An 18,886-nucleotide genomic window follows, 5' to 3' on the forward strand; every position below is an offset into this window, starting at 1 on the left:
GATCGCGCTCTGCCGGGAGCCGATCGCGCTCTGCCGGGAGCCGGCCGTGCTGTGCCGGGAGCCGGTCCTCCCGTGCCGGGAGCCGATCGCCGTCCGTCCTCCGGTCACCGTCCATCCGGCCTTTCTACCAGGGCACCACCGGGGCGGCGGGACGCGTGCCCGGCCACCCTTGTCCCCATCCGCGACACTGTGGTGATCTGTGAGCCACGCCCAGCGACGGTCGGAGGAGGTGCGCATGCGCTCGACGGCGTCCCAGGGACAGTCGACCTCCGGACGGGAACGTCTCCCGTCCGGCGGTTCGGAGTTTCTCGCCCTGCTGGCCCGGCTGCTGCGCCGGCCGCGACGCGGAGACCGGAGGCTGCCGCTGATCTGGCTGGTCCGCTCGGCCGGCGCGCCGGACGTGATCGCCCTGCTCCGCCGGGCGCTGGCGCGGGGCCAGCGCCGCCGCATCCCGCACGTCGTTCTCGACCTGGCCGAGGCGCCCGGCCTCGACATCCCCGGCGAGCTGCGGGAGATGCACCGGCAGCTCTCGCTGGAGGCGTTCGGGGGCGAGCGGCTGCGTTTCCGGCACTACCCGCTGGCCGACTGGCTGCTGCACCAGCCCGTCGCGGTGCCGGGAGAGGCGGGCGAGGACCGCCGGCCGGCCCTGGCCCGCCAGCTCCGGGACCGGCGCGGCGCCCGCCCCGGCGGCGACCCCTCCGGCGGCGACGACCTCTTCGCCACCGCCTACCAGCTCGCGTTCTGGCTGGTCCGGCGGGCTATCCCGAGCGCCGTCTTCCGGATCGCGGTCTCCGGTCGGGTGCCGCTGCTGGGGCCGCACTACCGGTGGTTCATGCGGCAGCAGTACCTCGCGCCCCGGCAGTCGGTCACCTTCCTCGGCTTCGCCGAGCGGCTCACCGCCGGCTGGCGGGACGGCGAGCAGCCGGACCAGGTGAACAAGCTTCTCGTGCACGCCTTCCTTGAGGATCTCCGGCAGGGCTACCGGAGACGGCTCTGGCGGCCGTCGAGCTGGCGGCGCACCGCCTATCCGGTGCTGCTACTCGGAAACGTGACCTCCGGCGACGCCGGGCACACCCTGATCCGCCTGGTCAACGACGTCCGCAACGAGACCGGACGCAACGATCCGCTCCTGGTGGTCGCGGCCGGCGCCGAGCCGCCGCCGGAACTGCCCGAGCCGTACGCGCTGGTCGACGCCGAGGAGGCGTACGACGAATGGGTCGACGTCCTGCCGGAGACCCGGCGGCTGCGCCGGCCGGCCGCCTGGCTCATCGCCCTGCTGCTCGGCGACCCGAGCGCGGGCTCGGAGCCACGGGGTGGCCTGCTCAACTTCACCCCGCCCGCCCCGCCGTGGTGGAGCCGGCGGCTCCTCCCCACCGCGCTGGTGCTGCTGCTCCTGGTCGGCGCCGGCCTCTGGGTGACCTCGCGGTGGAGCCCGGACTGCCATCCCCGGCCGTTCGGCGGCACCGTCTCGGTGGAGTTGGTCGGCGGCGAGTGCATCGGCTACAGCGACACCGCCGGGCACGTCTTCAACCGCGATCCCGGACAGGACCGGCTCCGGGCGGTGCAGCGGCGGATCTTCCAGCAGAATGCCGACGCCGAGCAGGTCTGGCAACGCAGCGCCCGGCGCCGGCCGCTGGTCACCCTGGTCTACCTCGGCACCCTGACCGGCAACCGGACCCGCGCCGACGAGGAGTCCTACGTCTCCGAGCGCGAGGAACTGGAGGGCATGGCGACCGCGCAGTACGCGCTGCTGCGGGAGTCGGCCGGTGCCGACGGCGCCGCGCTGCTCCGGGTGGTCGTCGCCAACGCCGGTCACCAGATGCGGTACGCCGGCCGTGCGGTGGCGATGCTGGAAGGGCTGGTCCGGGACGACCCGACGGTGCTCGGCGTGGTCGGGCTGGTGGAGAGCCGGCAGAGCACCGCGAACGCGCTGCGGGAACTCAACCGGATCGGCCTGCCGGCGCTCGCGCCCACCCTCTCCGCCGACGGCCTCTACCAGAACTCCCGGCTCTATCTCCAGATCTCCGCGCCCAACCGCGACCAGGTCGCGCTGCTCGACGAGTACGCCCGCCAGGTGCTGCGGGTCGACGGGGCGCACGTGTACTACACCACCGGCGAGAACAGCTCCCTGGAACGGGACCTCTACGTCGGCACCCTCGTCGAGGGCCTGCGCCAGCGTTTCGGGGACCGGCTGACCCGGGTCGAGGAGTTCCGGACCGGTCAGCGGATGACGCAGGAGTGCGGCTACGAGGGCATCCTGATCTTCGCCGGTCGCTGGTCCGAGTTCGACGGTTTCCTCCGGGCCCTCAAGGAGTGCGGCCCCAACCCGCCCCGGCACCTGGTCGGGGACGACTCGGTCAACCGGTACATGGCGAACCCGGTGCTCCGGGCCAGCGCCCCCGGGAACCTGCCGGTCACGTACGTCTCGAAGGCCGCCCTGGCCACCTGTGCCTCGCTGCGCGCGGCCCGGGACCGGCGCGACGACGTACGCGGCAGTTTTCTCTCCTGGGTCCAGGCCGACAACCTGCTCGATCCGCCCCGCTGTCGGGAGGAGGGGCCGAGCGTGCCGGTCGGCGAGCGGGTCAGCCTCGCCTACGACGCCGCCATGATGGTCGTGCGCGCGGTGGAGAGCCTGGCCGCCCGGCTGCGACACGGCAGCCCGCGCGAGGCGTGGGACCCCCGGGCGGTCAACCCGGCCGGCGTACACACCGAGGTGCTACGGCAGAACGCCGAGGGCGGCTATCCGGGGGTGAGCGGCCTCATCACGTTCGCGCCCGACTCTGGTGAGCCGGTGGCGAAGCGGCTCTCGCTGCTCAGGGTCGACCGGGTGACCGACGTGGACACCGAAGCCGTCGAGGTCTTCCACTGCGGCTCGGCGGACGACCCGGCCGACCAGCGCTGCCGCCAGCCCTGAACCGTACCGGCCGGCCGGGCGGGGGCCGGGTGGTCGCCACGGGGACTGCCACCCGCCCCACCGGCCGAGATGCGGTACGAACCGCCTCAGCGGCCGAACACCGAACCGCCGTTCACGCCCAGCACCTGCCCCGTCACGTAGCCGGCGGCCGGACTGGCCAGGTAGCGAATCGCCGCAGCGATCTCGCTCGGCTGGCCCGCCCGCTTCACCAGGGTCGCGTCGACCCGCCGCTGGTGCCCCTCCGGCGTCATCCGGCCCGCGAAGAACTCGGTGTCGACGACATATCCCGGGCTCACCACATTGGCCGTGATCTCCTCCGGCCCGAGTTCCTGCGCCAGGTGGTACGCCCAGCCGTGCAGCGCCGCCTTCGCCGCCGAGTACGGACCACCGCCGCCCCGCTGCGCGGCGATCGAGCTGATCAGCACCACCCGCCCCCCGGGCCGGCGCAACGCCGGCCGGAGGGCCTCGGTCAGGAGTACGGCGGTGAGCACGTTGCTGTCGAGGTTGGCCCGCCAGAGCGCGGCGACACCGTCCAACGTCGACGAGTCGCCGCCGAGATAGCCGCCCGCGTTGTTGACCACGATGTCGACGGTGCGCCCGCCCACCGCATCGACGACCCTGTCCAGCTGCGCCGGGTCGGTGAGATCGGCCGGCACCGCCTCGACCGAGCCTGGCCGGCCGAGGTCGGCCCCGATGCGGGCGGCGGTCTTGTCCAGCAGGTCGGCGCGGCGGCCGATCACGATGATGTCGTACCCGTCCTCGCCCAGGCCCTCGGCCACCGCCGCGCCGATCCCGGTCGCGCCGCCACTGACCACTGCCAGTCGTCGATCCGGCATACATCCTCCCCGTGCCGTCGTTTCCTGGTTCCGTCGCGTCCCACACCACCGGCATCGGGACGATGATGGTCTCCATCCCGCGCGGCCTCCGGGCGCCTACGCCGCCCCGAGATCGCGTCCCGGCGCCTACGCCGCCCCGAGATCTCGCCCCCGGGCCGGCGAGCCACGCTACCCGCCGTCCGACGGCTCCGCACCCGGGCCGCACACCGTCGCGCCCGACTTGTGTATACCCGCGGCGATCTCCGACATCCAGGGTTCGGGTGGCACCGCGCCGGGCCCGAGCACCTGCATCGAGGCCAGTACGGTGAGCAGCATCCCGCTGCCCAGGAAGGTCGCGGTCTCCTCGGCACCCGCCCCGGTCAGCTCCCGGATGAGGCGGTAGATCCGACCGAAGCAGTTGCGTACGACGCCACCGATCACCGGGTCGGAGCTGGCCGCGAAGCCGTGCAGGAGCACGGCGAGCAGGTCCCGCTCGGCCAGCAGTTCCTCGTACGCGTCCGCAAGGGTCTCCAGGTCCGCCGAGTCGCCGGCGGCGTCCCGGAACGCCTGCTCGATCCGGATGGCGGCGTGCTCGACCGCCGCGATGAACAGCCGTTGCTTGGAGCCGAAGAGCCGGATGACGTACGGCTGCGAGACGCCGGCCAGCCGGGCCACGTCGTCGGTGGAGGTGCCGGCGTACCCGGAGACGGCGAATGCCTTGACGGCGGCGTCGGCGAGCTGCTCACCCCGCTCGGCGGCGGTCAACCTGGTCCTGGTCATCGCCGTCCTCCTCCGTCGACGAGAGCGCTCGGACGTTGACATGTTATCAGTCGATAATTACCGTCAGAGAGGCTTAGTTATCATCGAATAACAACTTGGAGCTCCCATGAGCAGCCCACCTCTTCTCGGCGGCCGCACCACCCCACACGCGAGGGCCGACGAAGGCCGGACGGACACAGGCCGGACGGACGAAGGCCGAACGAGTGGGCACCTGGCCGCCGTGCTCGCGGCGGTCGGGGTGCCGATGTTCATGGTCACCCTGGACAACCTGGTGGTGACCACCGCGTTGCCGGTGATCAGGACCCAGCTCGGCGCCTCCGTCACCGACCTGCAGTGGTTCGTCAACGCCTACACGCTGCCGTTTGCCGCCCTGCTGCTCAGCGCCGCCGCGCTCGGCGACCGGGTCGGCCGGCGGCGACTCTTCCTCGCCGGCATCGCGCTCTTCACCCTCGCCTCGGCGGCCTGCGCACTGGCCACCGAGCCGTGGATGCTGACCGCCGCCCGGGCGGTCCAGGGCGTGGCCGGTGCGGCCGTGATGCCACTGTCGCTGACCCTGCTCGTCTCCGCCGTACCCGACCGGCTCCGCAACGCCGCGATCGGGATCTGGGGTGGGGTCAGCGGCCTCGGTGTCGCCGTCGGTCCGGTGGTCGGCGGTGCGGTGGTCGAGGGGCTCGACTGGACCTGGATCTTCTGGCTCAACGTGCCGATCGGCGTGCTCGCCCTCGGGCTCTCCGCGACCGTCCTGCGGGAGTCCACCGGGCCCGCGTCCCGGCTGGATCCGGTCGGGCTGCTCCTCTCCACGGCCGCCGTACTCGCCCTGGTCTGGGGAGTCGTGCACGGACAGGAGCACGGCTGGACCTCCGCCCGGATCCTCGCCGCCCTGGTCGGCGGCACCCTGCTGCTGGGCGCCTTCCTCGGCTGGGAGAGCCGCACGCCGGTGCCGATGCTGCCACTGCGGCTGTTCCGCTCCCGGGGCTTCGGCGTGGTGAACATCGTCGCCTTCACCTTCTCCGTCGGAGTCTTCGGCTCGGTCTTCCTGCTCGCCCAGTTCTTCCAGGTGGCGCAGGGGCACAGCCCGCTGCACGCCGGGATCCGGACGATGCCGTGGACGATGGCGCCGATGCTGGTGGCCCCGCTGGCCGGGCTGCTGGTGAGCCGGCTCGGCATCCGTACCCTGGTCGTCGCCGGCCAGGCGATGCTGGCCCTCGCACTCGGCTGGCTCGCCCTGGTCAGCACCGCCGAAGTCGCCTACGCCGCGCTCGCCGTCCCGCTGGCGCTGGCCGGTGTCGGCATGGGCCTGACGTTCGCGCCGATGAGCACCGCCACCATGGCCACCGTGCCCCGCGAGTCACGCGGCCTGGCTTCCGGCACCTACAACACCGTCCGGGAGCTCGGCGTGGCCGTCGGGGTCGCCGCGCTCGCCTCGATCTTCGCCGCCAACGGCGACTACTCCAGTCCCGCGTCCTATGTGGACGGCGTCCGCCCCGCGGTCCTCGCCGGCGCGGCCGTCGTCGCCGCCGGCGCCCTGCTCGCCGTCCGCCTCCCACACCGGTGAGTTCCGGATGATCAGGTAGCGTCCGGTCTGCTGGGGCGGGCCGGACGCTACCTGATCACGGGGAACGGGCGGGTCAGCGGGTGCGGTGGGGGGTGGGTCGGAGGGTGCGGAGGGGGGCGAGCCGGGTGGAGAGGCTGGCCAGGCCGCCGGGGAAGAAGTAGACCGCCAGGATGAAGACGGTGCCGAGCACGAAGAGCGGCTGTGACAGCGGCCCGCTCAGCACTCCGGGCAGCGACTCGACCGCCGACGAGGTGCCGAACGCGGTCAGCCGGTGGTCGAGGTACATGTAGAGCATGCCGCCGAGCACCGGACCCCACCGGGTGCCCGGCCCGCCCAGCACCACCATCACCAGCAGCGACAGGGTCAGCTCCGACGAGGTCACGTGCGGCGAGGCGCCCCCGACCAGCAGGCAGTAGACCGTCCCGCCGGCGGTGGCGAGCCCGCCCGCCAGGGTGAACGCGAGCAGCCTGAACCGGTACGGGTCCAGCCCGAGCACCCCGACCCGTCGCTCGTCGTCGCGCAGCCCGGCGAGCACCCGCCCGGTCGGCGAAACGGCCACCCGGTGCACCACGAAGACGACCAGGGCCAGGTAGGCCAGCGCCAACCAGTACAGGTTGACGGTGTTGCCCACCCCGACCAGCATCGCCGGCAGCCCCGAGACGTCCAGCGACAGCCCCTCCTCGCCACCGGTGAGCCCGCCGAAGTCCCGGGCGACCAGGATCGCGCCGACCTGGGCGAAGGCCAGGGTCACCATCGCGAAGGCGATCCCGGCGGTACGCAGCGCCACCGCGCCGAGCAGTGCGGCCAGGATGGTCCCGCCGGTCAGGGTCAGCAGCGCCGCCTGCCACAGCGGCAGGCCGGCCCTGGTGACCAGGATGTCGGTGCCGTAGACACCGGCGGCGAAATAGAGCGCGTGCCCGAAGGAGAGCATGCCGGTCCGACCGAAGAGCAGGTCGTAGCCGGCGGCCAGGCCGCCGAAGACCAGGCAGATGGCGAGCAGTTGCAGGGTTCCCGGCCCGTTGACCGGCCCGTCGAAGACTCCGGGCACGGTAAGCGTCGAGTACGGCAGCACCGCGAAGACCAGCAGTAGCAGCAGCGGTGACCAGATGTGCAGGGCCGACCGCCAGTTCCGGCGGGGTGCCGGCGCGGAACCGGCGGTCGGCGGTGCGACGGGCGGGTTCGCCGCCGCCGTCTTCGGTCCGGTCGTCATGCCGGCCCCCTCGCTGCGCTCGTCGACGCCGGCACCGCCACGCCCGGCCCTCTCGCTCCGCTCCGTTACCTCGCTGCGGTCGGTCACGTGGTCGCCGCCCTTCCGGCGATGCCCTGCGGGCGGAGCAGCAGCACGATCGCCAGCAGCGCGACCACGCAGACGTCTCCCGCCCCGGAGGTGCCGTAGTAGTTGACGAACTGCTGCAACAGACCGACCGCGACGGCGGCGTACGCGGAGCCGACGACCGAGCCCATCCCGCCGATCACCACCACGATGAAGGCGAAGATGAGCAGCGAGCCGCCCTGGCTCGGCGTGACCGAGCCGAAGTAGACGCCTCCGAGCGCCCCGGCCAGCGCCGCCGCGGCCCCACCGATCGCGAATACCAGGGTGAACGCCTTCCGGACGTCGATGCCGAGCGCGGTGACCATCTCCCGGTTCTCCACCCCGGCCCGGATCACCAGGCCGTACCGGGTGTAGCGGAGGAAGCCGAGCAGGGCCGCCAACACCAGCGCGGCGGCGAGGATCAGCAGGAGGCCGGAGTTCGGCACCTTCGCGCCGAGGACGGAGGTGACCCGCTGGGTCCAGTCCGGGCGCGGAAAGGGTCGCGGATCCGCGCCCCAGGTGGCCTGGAGCAGTGCCACCCCGGCCAGGGAGAGCCCGACCGTGACCAGCACCTGCTCGATGGTGCGGGAGTAGAGCGGGCGGATCATCACCAGTTCGACGGCGATCCCGACCACCGCACCGGCGACGACCCCGAAGGCGACCGCGAGCACGAAGCCGAGGCCGTCCGGGCCGGCACCGGGCAGGTTGCCCGCGGCCCACCAGGTGGCGTACGCACCGACGGAGAGGAAGAGCCCGTGCGCGAAGTTGAGCACGTCGGCCAGCCCGAACACCAGGGAGAGACCGGAGGCGACCAGGAAGTAGAGCGCGGCCAGGCCCAGCCCGGTCAGCGTCAGCAGCACGATGGTGCTCATCCGGCCGGCACCTCCCGGGCGGGCTCGACCGCCGGGTGCGGCTCGCCGGCCACGCCGACGCCGAGCAGGGATCTGGTCAACTCCGCCTCCCGCAGCAGGTCGTCGGCGGCGCCGGACCAGGCGACCCGGCCGGCGGCGAGCACCACCGCGTCGGCGGCGAGCCGGCGTACCACCGCGAGGTTCTGTTCGACAAGCAGCACCGGGACGGCGCCCGCGACCCGCTCCAGCACCTCGGTCACCTCGGTCACCACCTTCGGGGCCAGGCCCTTGGTCGGCTCGTCGACCAGCAGCAGGCGGTTGTCGTTGAGCAGCACCCGGCCGATCGCCAGCATCTGCTGCTGCCCGCCGGAGAGCGAACCTGCGCGCTGCCGGGACCGCCGCCTCAGCTCGGGAAAGAGTTCGAAGACCCGGTCGTACGCCGGGCTGCCGCCGCGCCGCTCGGCGAGTCGGAGGTTCTCCGCCACGGTGAGGCCGGCGAAGACGCACCGGTCCTCGGGGACGTAGCCGAGGCCGTCCCGGACCAGCCGGTGGGTCCGCTCCCCGGCCAGTGACCGGTCGCCGAGGCGCACCGTGCCGCGTACCTCGCCGCCGCGCGGGGTCAGGCCGAGGATCGCGCGCAGCGTGGTGGTCTTGCCGACGCCGTTGCGGCCGAGCAGCACGGTCACCCCGCGCGGCGCCACCGTGAAGGTGACGCCCTGCAGGATGTGCAGCCCGGCGATCCGCACCGACAGGTCGGAGACGGCGAGGACGGGCGCCTCAGTCATAGCTGCTCACCTAGGTACGCCTCCTGCACCACGGGGTTGGCCATCACGGTCTCCGGGATGTCGCAGGCGAGCAGCGCGCCGTGGTGCATCACCGCGATCCGGTCGGCCAGCCCGAGGATCACGTCCATGTGGTGCTCCACCATGAGTACGGCCCGGTCACTGTCGCCGGTCAACGACCGGATCACCGCGACCAGCTCCGGCACGTCCTCGGCGCTCACCCCGGCCATCGGCTCGTCGAGCAGCATCACCCTCGGCTCGCCGGCCAGCAGCAGCGCGATCTCCAGCTTCCGCTTCTCGCCGTGTGCGAGGGTGCCGGCCAGCGCCTCGGCCCGCTGCGCCAGGCCGACCCGGTCCAGTGCCGCGTCGGCGGCGGCGACCACCTCCCGGTCGGCCGCCGCCCGCCGCCACAGCTTCATCGAGCCACCCCGCTGCGCCTGCACCGCCAGCCGGACGTTCTCCCGCACGCTCAACGAGCCGAAGACCGAGGAGGCCTGGAACGTCCGGCCCAGCCCGAGCCGGGCCCGCTTGTGCGGCGGCAGGGCGCTGATGTCCGTCCCGTCCAGCAGCACCTGGCCGGCGGTCGGCCGGCGCAGCCCGGAGACCAGGTTGAACAGTGAGGTCTTGCCGGCGCCGTTCGGCCCGATCACGCCGAGGAACTCCCCCGGTGCCAGCGCCAGGTCGACGCCGTCGACGATGGCGACCTCGCCGATCCGCCAGGTCAGGTCGCGGGTGGCGAGCACACCTCAGCCCTTCATCGCCACGGCCGGCGGCGCCGTCTCGTCCGGGGTCAGCGTCTTCTGCGCCGCCGCCGTCATCGCGTCACCGGTGCCGCCGAGCGTGGCCTGGAACATCGGCTGGAGCAGGGCGTGGTCCTCGGCACGGACCGTCATCTTGCCCTTGATCCCGTCGAAGCTCCAGCCCTCCAGCCCGGCGACCATCCTGTCGACGTCGTCGCCGCCCTCCTGCACCGCCCGCACGATCATCTGGGCGGCGGCGAACCCGTCCGGGTGGAACAGGTCCAGCACGCCACCGGGTACGGCCGACTTGGCCGCCTGGGCGGCCGGGTTGTCGGCGGCGCCGTCGAAGAAGTGCGAGAGGAAGGAGATCTTGGTGCCGGCCGCGCCGAAGGTCGGCCAGGAGGCCCGGATGTCCAGCCCGGTGACCACGGTGGTGGAGCCGAGTACGCCCTGCTGGTCCAGGGTCTGCCACATCGCCGGGGCGGTGGTGCCGGCCCAGGCCACGAAGAGCAGGTCCGGCTTGGCCGCGGTCAGCTGGCTGGCGAACGGCGTGAAGTCGGTGGCGCTGGCCGGGGCGAGCACGCTGCTCACGGTGGCACCGGCGCCGCCGATCACCGCCTTGACCGCCGCCTCGTTGCTCTTGCCGAACGCGCTGTCCTGGGCGAAGACCACGACCTTCTTGCCGGCCGCGTCGCCGATGAAGGACTTCGCGGTCATCACGTCCTGGTACGACTGCCGCCCGGACCGGAAGGTGTATTTGTTCACCCCGGTCACCCCGTCGGTGGCGGCCGGCCCGGAGACGAAGAGCACCTTGTTCTGCGCGGCGATCGGCGCGACCTGGAGGGCGACGCCGGAGGCCGTGGAGCCGGCGAGGATCTTGTAGCCCTTGCCGATCAGGTCCTTCGCCGCCGACACCGCCTTGGCGGGGTCGCCCGCGTCGTCGACCTCGGTCACCTCGACCGTACGGTCTCCGATCTTGTTGGTGCCGTCGGTCGCGTACGCGAGGCCGGCCCGGAAACCTTCGATGTACTGCTTGCCGTAGCTGGCCAGCGCGCCCGACTGCGAGTAGACCAGACCGACCTTGACCGGGGCGGCGCTGTCGCCGCCGCCGTCGGCGGTGTCCTGCGGGCTGCCGCAGGCGGTCGCGGCGAGCGCCCCTGCCAGCAGCGTGGCTGCGGCGACCACTACGCGCCGCGTCGTCCGGACCGTCATAATCGCTCCACCTGAGGGTGCCGTTGGGGAAAGCATCGTCGGCCCACGGTAGAAGTGACGTCACGCACGTGCTATGTGGCCGAAACCCACAAGTAACGGCAGGGGGATGGTCGCCACAGACAGGCGGGCCGGCCGGCGGTCGTGGACCGTGCCGGCGGTCCGGGCGAGCCGTGCGGGCGGGCCGTGCCGGCGGTCCGGGCGGGCCGGTTGGAGGTCCTGGAGAGGCGGTCAGCGATCGTCGGGCTTCCGCCCGTCGCCCTTCCCCTTCTCCGGGTGCGACCTGTCCGGGGCCGACCGCCGCGTCTCCCCCTTCTCCGGGTGCGACCCCTTCCCCTTCGATCCGGGGCGGGGGGCGGTCCCGGAGTGGTCCGTGGACGAGTTCGCCGGCGGCGGGTTCCCGCTCTTCGCGGGCGGCACGCTTCCGGTCGTGGCGCCGGCCGCCGTCCCGCCGCTGTCGCCGGGGACCCCGGAGACCCGGACGGCGCAGGCGGTGTCGCCGAGCGTGAAGTCGACGGGCAGCGGATTGCTGCCCGGGTGGTTGCCGGTCAGCGTGAGCTGGACGGCGCTGCCGGCCGGCAGCGTCGCCTCGGCACCTTCGGCGGGCCGGATCAACACGCCCCTGCCCTGCTGCCCGGACTCCGGCGACGGCTGGCCGGTCGGCGCCTGCACGTCCCGGGTCAGCACCTGCTCGCCGGGGAACTCGAAGCGCAGCGTCCAGTCCGGCACCGCTCGGGCGCCGAGGTTGGTGATGGTGAGATCGGCCTGGAACGACCGGCCGTTGTCGGCGCGCAGCACGTAGTCGACCCGGCAGGGGGCGGAGCCGCCCATCGCCATGGTCGTCGTGGTGGCGCCGCCGGCCGGCGCCGAACCGTCGCCGTTACCCGCCCAGACCGCACCGCCCATCGCGATCAGGCCGATCCCGACCGCCGCGATCCGGACCGGGTTGCGCAGCCGGCCGGCCGACCGGCGACGCCGGCCGGGCAGCGCAGGGTCGGTCGCCGCCATCGACCGGGGCAGGATCGCGGTCTCCGAACGCGGCGGCGGGGCGGGACGGTCACCCGGCGAGGTGTCGTCCGCTCCTCCGGCGGGGCTGGCGGCCCGGCCGGGCCGGGGAACCGGTCCCGATCCGGCCGCCACCGGCAGCACCACCCCGGCCGAACCGGCGAGCATCTGGGCCAGTTCCGCGCTCTCCGGCCGCTCCTGCGGCGCCTTCGCCAGGCAGCGGTCGATGGTCGCGACCACCTCGCCCGGAAGTCCCGGTACCGGCGGGAGTGGCGCCGGCTCGGCGTGCAGGTGTGCGCGGAGGACCTGGCTACGCGTCGACACCCGCCACGGCATCCGGCCGCTCAGCGCCCGGTAGAGCAGCAGGCCGAGCGCGTACACGTCGGTGGCGGGGCAGACCTCGCCCCGGTTGAGCCGCTCCGGAGCCACGTACGCGGGCGTGCCGAAGAGCCCGCCCTCGACGTCACCGTCCCGCTCGCCGACGAGTGCCGAGATGCCGAAGTCGACGACCTTGGCGCCGATCGGGGTCAGCATGACGTTGCCCGGGGTGATGTCGCGGTGCACCACTCCCCGGGCGTGTGCGGTGGCCAGCGCGGCCGCGACCTGGGCGCCGAGCACCACCGCGTCCCACCAGGGCAGTGGCCCGTCCCGGTCGAGCCGGCTCGCCAGCGACTCGCCGTCGACAAGTTCCATCACGACGTACGGCACGGTCCGGCCGTACCGGACCGACTCGCCGTAGTCGTAGACGCCGGTGATGTGCGGATGGCAGAGCCGGGCGGCGGCCCGCGCCTCGGCCCGGAGCCGGTGCCGGAACGACCGGTCGGCGGCCAGCCTCGGCGTGAGCATCTTCACCGCCACCGGCCGGCCGAGCACCTCGTCGTGGCCCCGCCAGACCACCGACATGCCGCCCTCGCCGAGTTCCTCGATCAGCCGGTAGCGGTCACCGACCAGTTCCGCGACATGCCGCTCGGCTCCGCCCCACCTGCCCCACCCGGTCATGCGAAACTTTCTTGCCCTGATCACGTCCGGCTACACCTGTCGGAGCCGATTGGTCCCCGACAACCCGAAATTGGTGCGTGGGGCGGGGATTCAGGCGGTGGCGAGCAGTTGGTCCACCGGGGCGTACTCGTCGGTCAGCACCATCGCGTCGTCGACGAAGTCGTCGAGCGCGGCACCGGAGAGAACGGTGACCGGGGCGCCCGCCGAGGCGATCAGCCGTTCCCGTACCGGATCCAGCGGCAGCGGCTGGTCGGAGGCGAGGATCACGAAGTTCGCGCCCTGCGCGCCGGAGAGCGCGGCCGGCGGCGCCACCAGGGCGACGTGGGCGAACTCGGCCGCCACGGTGGCCACCTCCGCCCGGATGAAACGCAGCGGCGGATAGTCGATCACGTTCTGCGCGTAGACCCCGCCGGGCCGGACCACCCGGTGGACCTCGGCGGCCATCTCCCGGGTCGCCAGGTGCCAGGGCACCACCAGGTGCCCGAAGGCGTCCCCGACCACCAGGTCGGCGCTGTGCCGGGGGCGCTCCCCGATCAGCATCCGCGCGTCACCGACCCGGGCCCGGAGTTCCGGCCCGGTCCGGACGTCCAGCTCGCGCCGGCCCAGCTCGACCAACTCGCCGTCGATCTCGTAGACCTCGTTGCGGGTGCCGGGCCGGGTCTCGGTCAGGTAGCGGGGCATGGTGAAGCCGCCGCCGCCGAGGTGCAGGGCGTCCAGCGGCGTCCGGGCCGGTGCCATCACGTCGGCGACCGCCCCGATCCACTTGGTGTACTCGAACTCGAGGTGGCCGGGGTCGGCGAGGTCGACGTACGAGTGCCAGGCCGAGTTGAGCACCAGCAGCCGGCCGGTGGAGTTGTCCGGGTCCTGCTCGACCGAGGCGCAGTGGTAGGCCGTCTCCACGTCGCACGGGGTCGGCGCGACGGCGGTGAGCGCGGCACCGGTGAGCCCGAGCACCGCCGCGGCGGCGGTGAGCCGGGACGGCTTCGGGCGGGTGCCACCGGCCTGCCGGTGCAGGTAGCCGGCGAGCGCCAGCCCGCTCGCCCCGAGCAGGATGGCCAGGCCGAGGATGATGGCGGTGCTCGGCAGGGCGGCGACCAGCACGAAACCGGTGCCCAGGGTCGCGGTGATCGCGCCGAGGGTGCCGATGCTGGAGAGCCGCCCGACCACCTGCCCGGTCTGGCGCAGGTCACCGAGTTGCAGCTTCACCACCAGCGGGGTGACCGCGGCGAGCAGGGCCGCCGGCAGGAAGATCGCCAGTGCGGTGAGCAGCAGGATGCCAACGGCGGCGCCGCCGCGCAGCACCTCGCCGGCGTACCGGACGATCGGCAGGGTCAGCGCGGTGCAGATGCCGGCGAGGACCAGGGCCGGGGCGAGCAGCCGGCGCGGGTCGCGGCGGTCGGCGAGCCAGCCGCCGGTCCAGGCGCCGTACGCGATCGCGGCGAGCGCCACCCCGATCACCGAGCTGGTGACCTGGAGGGTGACGCCGACGTACGGGCCGACCAGCCGCAGCGACGCGGTCTCGAGCACGAGCACCGCCCCGCTGGAGACGAAGACCAGGGCAGCCGCCAGGCCGGGCGGGAGTGCCCGGACCGCGGGTGCGACCGGCTCGTGCGGGACGGTGGCGGTGGCCGCCACCTCAGGCGGTGAAGAGTCCATCGCAGCGATGGTACGCAGGTCCGCGGCCGCCCCGGGCTACAACATCGACAGATGAACGTGGTTCGTGTGGTCGGAGGCGGGGTCGCCGTTGCCGTTGTAGCCCCGCCACCCGGTGCCGGGCATCCAGATCTGCCTGTACCAGATCACGTAGAGCACGCCGAGCCGGCTCGCGTTCTTGACGTAGAACGCGGCGAGGCTGTTGCCGTAGCTGCGGTCGCCGCCGCTCGCGTCGACGTTCTCGAAGCCGCCGGTGGCGGCGGAGAAGTCGCAGGCCCGTCCCTTGGGATGCTCCCCGCCACCGCCGCTGCGGTGGCAGGAGGCGTGCCGCTTGAAGCCGTTGGCCTTCGCCTGGTTGAGCGCGTGCAGGGTGCGCGGGGTGATGCAGCCGTTGGTGGTCGGGTCGTCGATGCTGCACGACTCCTTGGGCCAGGAGCCGTCGGAGTTGCGCGGGGCCGGTTTGGCCAGCGGCGAGTTGGCGCTGATCAGTCCGCCCGACGGGTTGCCGCCCACGGCGGCCAGGGCCCGTTCGGCGTCCTTCTTCTTGCGGGCGATCACCTCGACCTGCCGCTGCTGCTCGCGGACCTCGGCGTCGATCGCGTCCTTCGCCCGGGTCGCCTGGTCCAGCGACTCGGCGAGCTCGCGGAGCTGCTTGTCGTTGCGCTGGGCCATCATCTCGAGCCCGGCGGCCCGCTCCAGGAACGACTGCGGCGAGGCGCTGTTGAGCAGCGCCGAGATCGGGGTGAGCCGGCCCCGGCGGTACGACTCGGCGGCGATCACCCCCACCTCCCGGGTGAGGGTGGCGATCCGCGACTCGACCTGTTTGAGCTGCGCGCCGAGCTGGCTCTGCCGCTTCTTTGAGTTGGTGAGCTTGGTGGTCGCCTCGACGTGCCCCTTGGAGGCGGACTCCAGGGCGTCCCGGAGCTTCTTGGTGCCGCCCTCGTCACCCGGTGAGCTGGGCGCGGCGGACGCCGGAGCGGCGGCCGTGCCGGGCAGGGCCGCGGGAATGACGGCGAGGACCGCAGCGGCGAGGAGCAACGCCGTGAACCGGCGCGGGCCGCGCGGCCGGGGGTTGGCCGTTCTGCGCACGAGAGCCGTTCCTTCCATAGGCCGCCGACCCCGGAGGATCCACAGTGCCCATTCGGCGGCGGCCCCGCCGGCGCCCTCCACAGCGCCCCCTGGCGGAGACCGCCGGCCAGCCTACCGGACGACGGCCGCACTGTCGGCCCCGGTGCGACGGGGTACGAACGTCCCGGATTGGGCCGGACAGGAGGCCGGTGTCGCCTTTGTCAGCCGGTGGCGAGGAGCGTGGCGTGCACCGTGTCCCAGATCGACTCGTTGGCGGCGACCAGCAGCCCGGCCCGCCCGTCGGTCGGGTCGTAGGCGCTGCCGTCGAGACGCCGGACCACCCCGCCGGCCGCCTCCGTCAGCAGCGCTCCGGGGGCGTGGTCCCAGGGCAGGGTGCGCCAGAAGATCGCGAAGTGCTGCTGATTGTCCACAATATCCGCATATTCCTGACCGGCGCAGTGCTGTCCGGGCAGTACCGCACCGATCCGCCCGGCACCGGCCGCCACCCGCTCCCGCAGTTCGGCCGGGAGGAACCGCGTCGCCACCACGCCGCGCAGCGACCCCGCCGGCAATGCCTCGGCGGTGGTCCGCACCGGATCCCCGTCCCGGTACGCCCCGGCACCGGCCCGCGCCACCAGCAGGCGGTCCGCCATCGGGTCGAGGATCCAGGCACCCTCGGTGCGCCCGGCCCGGCGCCGCGCCGCCATCACCGCGAACGGCTGCCGACCGGCCGCGAAGTTCGCCGTGCCGTCCAGCGGGTCGACCAACCACACCTCGGCCGCCCGGGTGAGCCGGTCCAGCACCGCCGGATCGGCGGCCACCCCCTCCTCGCCGACCACCTCGGAATCCGGCCTGAGCCGGCGCAGTCCGGCCGTGATGATCTCTTCAGCCCGGCGGTCGGCCACCGTGACCACCTCGCCCGGGGCCTTCTCCACCACGTCGGAGTCGGCCAGCCGCCGGAACATCGGCAGGATGGCGTCGGTGGCGGCCCGGCGCAGCAGCGCGCCGACCTCGTCGACGAGCCGCGCCTCGGGGTCAGCCACGCGGCGGGAGCTTCACGACGCTGACGAAGAACTCGTCGATCTGCCGCACCACGGAGATGAACCGCTCGAAGTCGACCGGCTTCGTGACGTACGCGTTCGCGTGCAACTGGTAGCTGCGGAGGATGTCCTCGTCCGCCTGTGACGTGGTCAACACCACCACCGGGATCCGGCAGAGCTCCTCGTCCCGCTTGATCTCGGCCAGCACCTCCCGGCCGTCCCGGCGGGGCAGGTTGAGGTCGAGCAGGATCAGGTCCGGCGGCACCGCGTCGGCGTACTCGCCCTGCCGGCGGAGGTAGTCCAGGGCCGCCGCACCGTCGGAGACGACGGTCAGCCGGTTGCGCAGCTTGTGCTCCTCGAACGCCTCCTGCGTCATCAGCACGTCGCCCGGGTCGTCCTCGACCAGCAGCACCTCGATCGGGCTCCTACCGTCCGCCGGTGCCGTCATCGACCCCTCCTCGTTGATCCAGCCCCGCTACACAGTTTCCTTCATGCCGCCGTCCGGGCGGGCCGACTCCTCCGGGCCGCCGTCGGCCCCGGCGGGAGCCGCAGCCGGCCCGGTGGCCTCCGAGGGCTCCACCTCCGAGGGCACACCCTCGGCGGGCTCGACCTCCGAGGGCCGCGCCTCGGAAGGCTCGGCCGAGCTGCGCGGCTCCGGCGGTACGGGAAGGGTGAACCGGATCATCGTGCCATCCGTCACGGCATCGGGCTCGACCCAGACCCGGCCGCCGTGATATTCGACGATTTTCTTCACGATGGCCAGGCCGATGCCGGTGCCCGGATAGGCGTCCTTGGCGTGCAGCCGCTGGAAGATCACAAAGATCTTGTCGGCGAACTCGGGTTCGATGCCGATCCCGTTGTCCTGGCAGCCGATCTCCCACTCCTCGCCGACCCGCCGGGCGGAGACGTGCACCTTCGGCGCCACGTCCGGCCGGCGGAACTTGAGCGAGTTGCCCACCAGGTTGGCCAGCAGGTTGGTCAGCAACGTCTCCTCGCCCCTGATCACCGGCAGGTCGGACCAGGTGAGCTCGCCGCCGACGTACCGCCGGGTGGCCTCGGTCTGCGCCGCGACCTCGGTCATCACGGCATTCAGGTCCACCTCGGTGAAGCCGGTGGTGAGCCGGCCGATCCGGGAGAAGGCCAGCAGGTCGTTGATGAGCCGCTGCATCCGCTGCGCACCGTCGACCGCGAACGAGATGTACTGGTCGGCCCGCTCGTCGAGCTTGCCCGCGTACCGGCGTTGCAGGAGCTGGCAGAAGCTGGCCACCTTGCGCAGCGGTTCCTGGAGGTCGTGCGAGGCGACGTAGGCGAACTGCTCCAGGTCCCGGTTCGACCGGACCAGCTCCTCGGCCTGCTTCTCCAGTTGGCTGTTGACCCACTCGATCCGCTCCCGGGCCTGCCGGACCTCGGCGAGGTCGGCCGCGATCCGGCGGCGCATCGCGTCGACGTCACCGGCCAGCCGGGCCAGCTCCGGCGGCCCGACCTGCTCGATGTCGCGCTGGTAGTGGCCGGCGGCGACATCGCGCACCTGGCCGGCGAGCGTGGTGACCGGCCCGATGACCAGCCGGTTGAGCGAGGTGACCAGGGCCAGGCCGGCGAGCACCACGACGATCGCCGCCAGCACCAGGAGCAGCACCAGGGTGTTGCCGGTACGCCTGGCGTCGTCGGCGACGGTGTTGCGCAGCGCCAGGATCGATTCCTGCAACGCCTGCACCTCGCCGCGCAGCTCCGTGAAGCGGCTGCCGGTCTGTGCGGTCAGGAACGCCTGCCCGGCGTCGGGGCCGCTGCGCGCGGTCAGCTCGATCGCCGGCTCGGCCACCGCCTCCCGCCACTGCCGGGCGTGGTCCCGGACAACGTGCAGTTCGCGGCGGATCTCGGGCTGGTCGCCGAGCCGCGTCTCCATCGAGGCGATCAGCGCCGCCTCCCGTTCCTGCCCGTCCCGGTACGGTGCCAGGTCCGCCTCGTTCGCGGTGACGGCGTAGCCCCGGACCCCGGCCTGCTGGTCGACCAGGGCGCCGAGCAGCGCCAGGCCGTCGATGCGCAGCGGCCCGGTCTTGGTGAGCAGGGTGTCGAGGTGTTGCCGGTTGTTGGTGGCGACGACGGCGGCGCCGACCGCGAGCAGCCCGAGCACCACGCCGACGATCACACACAGCGCGGTCACCC

General features: G+C 73.1%; 15 protein-coding genes. 2 read left to right on the top strand and 13 right to left on the bottom strand.

Features of this window, described 5'->3' with window-relative positions; genetic code table 11:
- The first annotated feature begins 235 nt into the window (after positions 1-235).
- Positions 236-2,914: a hypothetical protein gene (locus ACN27G_RS26185; protein WP_421495400.1), complete on the top strand. Its 2,679-nt coding sequence runs from the start codon at positions 236-238 to the stop codon at positions 2,912-2,914.
- Positions 2,915-3,000: 86 nt separating this feature from the next.
- On the opposite strand, the gene ACN27G_RS26190 is transcribed toward ACN27G_RS26185, so the two are convergent.
- Together ACN27G_RS26190 and ACN27G_RS26195 are read right to left on the bottom strand one after the other, a co-directional pair.
- Positions 3,001-3,750: an SDR family NAD(P)-dependent oxidoreductase gene (locus ACN27G_RS26190; protein WP_421495401.1), complete on the bottom strand. Its 750-nt coding sequence runs from the start codon at positions 3,748-3,750 to the stop codon at positions 3,001-3,003.
- 168 nt (positions 3,751-3,918) lie between these two features.
- Positions 3,919-4,509: a TetR/AcrR family transcriptional regulator gene (locus ACN27G_RS26195; RefSeq protein ID WP_421495402.1), complete on the bottom strand. Its 591-nt coding sequence runs from the start codon at positions 4,507-4,509 to the stop codon at positions 3,919-3,921.
- 220 nt (positions 4,510-4,729) lie between these two features.
- Here ACN27G_RS26195 and ACN27G_RS26200 point away from each other — a divergent pair, with 220 nt between their 5' ends.
- Positions 4,730-6,064: a DHA2 family efflux MFS transporter permease subunit gene (locus ACN27G_RS26200; protein WP_421495403.1), complete on the top strand. Its 1,335-nt coding sequence runs from the start codon at positions 4,730-4,732 to the stop codon at positions 6,062-6,064.
- 73 nt (positions 6,065-6,137) lie between these two features.
- On the opposite strand, the gene ACN27G_RS26205 is transcribed toward ACN27G_RS26200, so the two are convergent.
- From ACN27G_RS26205 to ACN27G_RS26255, 11 genes are all read right to left on the bottom strand, one after another.
- On the bottom strand, positions 6,138-7,361 hold the full coding sequence (locus ACN27G_RS26205) for a branched-chain amino acid ABC transporter permease (protein WP_421495404.1): 1,224 nt from the start codon (positions 7,359-7,361) through the stop codon (positions 6,138-6,140).
- Positions 7,358-8,248, bottom strand: a complete 891-nt coding sequence (locus ACN27G_RS26210; RefSeq protein ID WP_421495405.1) for a branched-chain amino acid ABC transporter permease — start codon at positions 8,246-8,248, stop codon at positions 7,358-7,360. The genes ACN27G_RS26205 and ACN27G_RS26210 overlap by 4 nt, the downstream gene beginning before the upstream one ends.
- Complete coding sequence (locus tag ACN27G_RS26215; protein ID WP_421495406.1) at positions 8,245-9,012, bottom strand: ABC transporter ATP-binding protein; 768 nt, start codon at positions 9,010-9,012, stop codon at positions 8,245-8,247. The genes ACN27G_RS26210 and ACN27G_RS26215 overlap by 4 nt, the downstream gene beginning before the upstream one ends.
- Positions 9,009-9,752, bottom strand: coding sequence for an ABC transporter ATP-binding protein (locus ACN27G_RS26220; RefSeq protein ID WP_421495407.1), 744 nt, complete (start codon positions 9,750-9,752; stop codon positions 9,009-9,011). Before ACN27G_RS26220 ends, ACN27G_RS26215 begins: the two co-directional genes overlap by 4 nt.
- A 3-nt stretch (positions 9,753-9,755) precedes the next feature.
- Positions 9,756-10,961 (bottom strand): substrate-binding domain-containing protein, encoded by a 1,206-nt coding sequence (locus ACN27G_RS26225; protein WP_421495408.1) that lies wholly within the window; start codon positions 10,959-10,961, stop codon positions 9,756-9,758.
- 228 nt (positions 10,962-11,189) lie between these two features.
- Positions 11,190-12,962, bottom strand: coding sequence for a protein kinase domain-containing protein (locus ACN27G_RS26230; RefSeq protein ID WP_421495409.1), 1,773 nt, complete (start codon positions 12,960-12,962; stop codon positions 11,190-11,192).
- 90 nt (positions 12,963-13,052) lie between these two features.
- Positions 13,053-14,618: a fused MFS/spermidine synthase gene (locus tag ACN27G_RS26235; protein ID WP_421495410.1), complete on the bottom strand. Its 1,566-nt coding sequence runs from the start codon at positions 14,616-14,618 to the stop codon at positions 13,053-13,055.
- A 36-nt stretch (positions 14,619-14,654) separates the two neighbouring features.
- Positions 14,655-15,722 carry a coiled-coil domain-containing protein gene (locus tag ACN27G_RS26240; protein ID WP_421495411.1) on the bottom strand — a complete coding sequence of 356 codons (1,068 nt, stop codon included), beginning with the start codon at positions 15,720-15,722 and terminating at the stop codon, positions 14,655-14,657.
- A gap of 182 nt (positions 15,723-15,904) precedes the next feature.
- The gene (locus ACN27G_RS26245) at positions 15,905-16,726 is read right to left on the bottom strand and encodes an inositol monophosphatase family protein (protein WP_421495412.1); all 822 of its coding nucleotides are present in this window, start codon (positions 16,724-16,726) and stop codon (positions 15,905-15,907) included.
- Positions 16,719-17,171 carry a response regulator gene (locus ACN27G_RS26250; protein ID WP_421495413.1) on the bottom strand — a complete coding sequence of 151 codons (453 nt, stop codon included), beginning with the start codon at positions 17,169-17,171 and terminating at the stop codon, positions 16,719-16,721. The genes ACN27G_RS26245 and ACN27G_RS26250 overlap by 8 nt, the downstream gene beginning before the upstream one ends.
- Before the next feature lie 27 nt (positions 17,172-17,198).
- Positions 17,199-18,884 carry a sensor histidine kinase gene (locus ACN27G_RS26255; RefSeq protein WP_421495414.1) on the bottom strand — a complete coding sequence of 562 codons (1,686 nt, stop codon included), beginning with the start codon at positions 18,882-18,884 and terminating at the stop codon, positions 17,199-17,201.
- Positions 18,885-18,886: the final 2 nt, after the last annotated feature.

Origin of the sequence: Plantactinospora sp. WMMB334 (genome assembly GCF_049179095.1) — a bacterium.
Taxonomy (GTDB): domain Bacteria; phylum Actinomycetota; class Actinomycetes; order Mycobacteriales; family Micromonosporaceae; genus Plantactinospora.

Excerpts from the sequence above, each read along its gene's own strand:
- ACN27G_RS26195 (WP_421495402.1), bottom strand. The coding sequence starts at position 4,509 with ATGACCAGGACCAGGTTGACCGCCGCCGAGCGGGGTGAGCAGCTCGCC.
- ACN27G_RS26215 (WP_421495406.1), bottom strand. The coding sequence starts at position 9,012 with ATGACTGAGGCGCCCGTCCTCGCCGTCTCCGACCTGTCGGTGCGGATC.
- ACN27G_RS26225 (WP_421495408.1), bottom strand. The coding sequence starts at position 10,961 with ATGACGGTCCGGACGACGCGGCGCGTAGTGGTCGCCGCAGCCACGCTG.
- ACN27G_RS26235 (WP_421495410.1), bottom strand. The coding sequence starts at position 14,618 with ATGGACTCTTCACCGCCTGAGGTGGCGGCCACCGCCACCGTCCCGCAC.
- ACN27G_RS26210 (WP_421495405.1), bottom strand. The coding sequence starts at position 8,248 with ATGAGCACCATCGTGCTGCTGACGCTGACCGGGCTGGGCCTGGCCGCG.
- ACN27G_RS26230 (WP_421495409.1), bottom strand. The coding sequence starts at position 12,962 with ATGACCGGGTGGGGCAGGTGGGGCGGAGCCGAGCGGCATGTCGCGGAA.
- ACN27G_RS26185 (WP_421495400.1), top strand. The coding sequence starts at position 236 with ATGCGCTCGACGGCGTCCCAGGGACAGTCGACCTCCGGACGGGAACGT.
- ACN27G_RS26240 (WP_421495411.1), bottom strand. The coding sequence starts at position 15,722 with ATGGAAGGAACGGCTCTCGTGCGCAGAACGGCCAACCCCCGGCCGCGC.
- ACN27G_RS26190 (WP_421495401.1), bottom strand. The coding sequence starts at position 3,750 with ATGCCGGATCGACGACTGGCAGTGGTCAGTGGCGGCGCGACCGGGATC.
- ACN27G_RS26250 (WP_421495413.1), bottom strand. The coding sequence starts at position 17,171 with ATGACGGCACCGGCGGACGGTAGGAGCCCGATCGAGGTGCTGCTGGTC.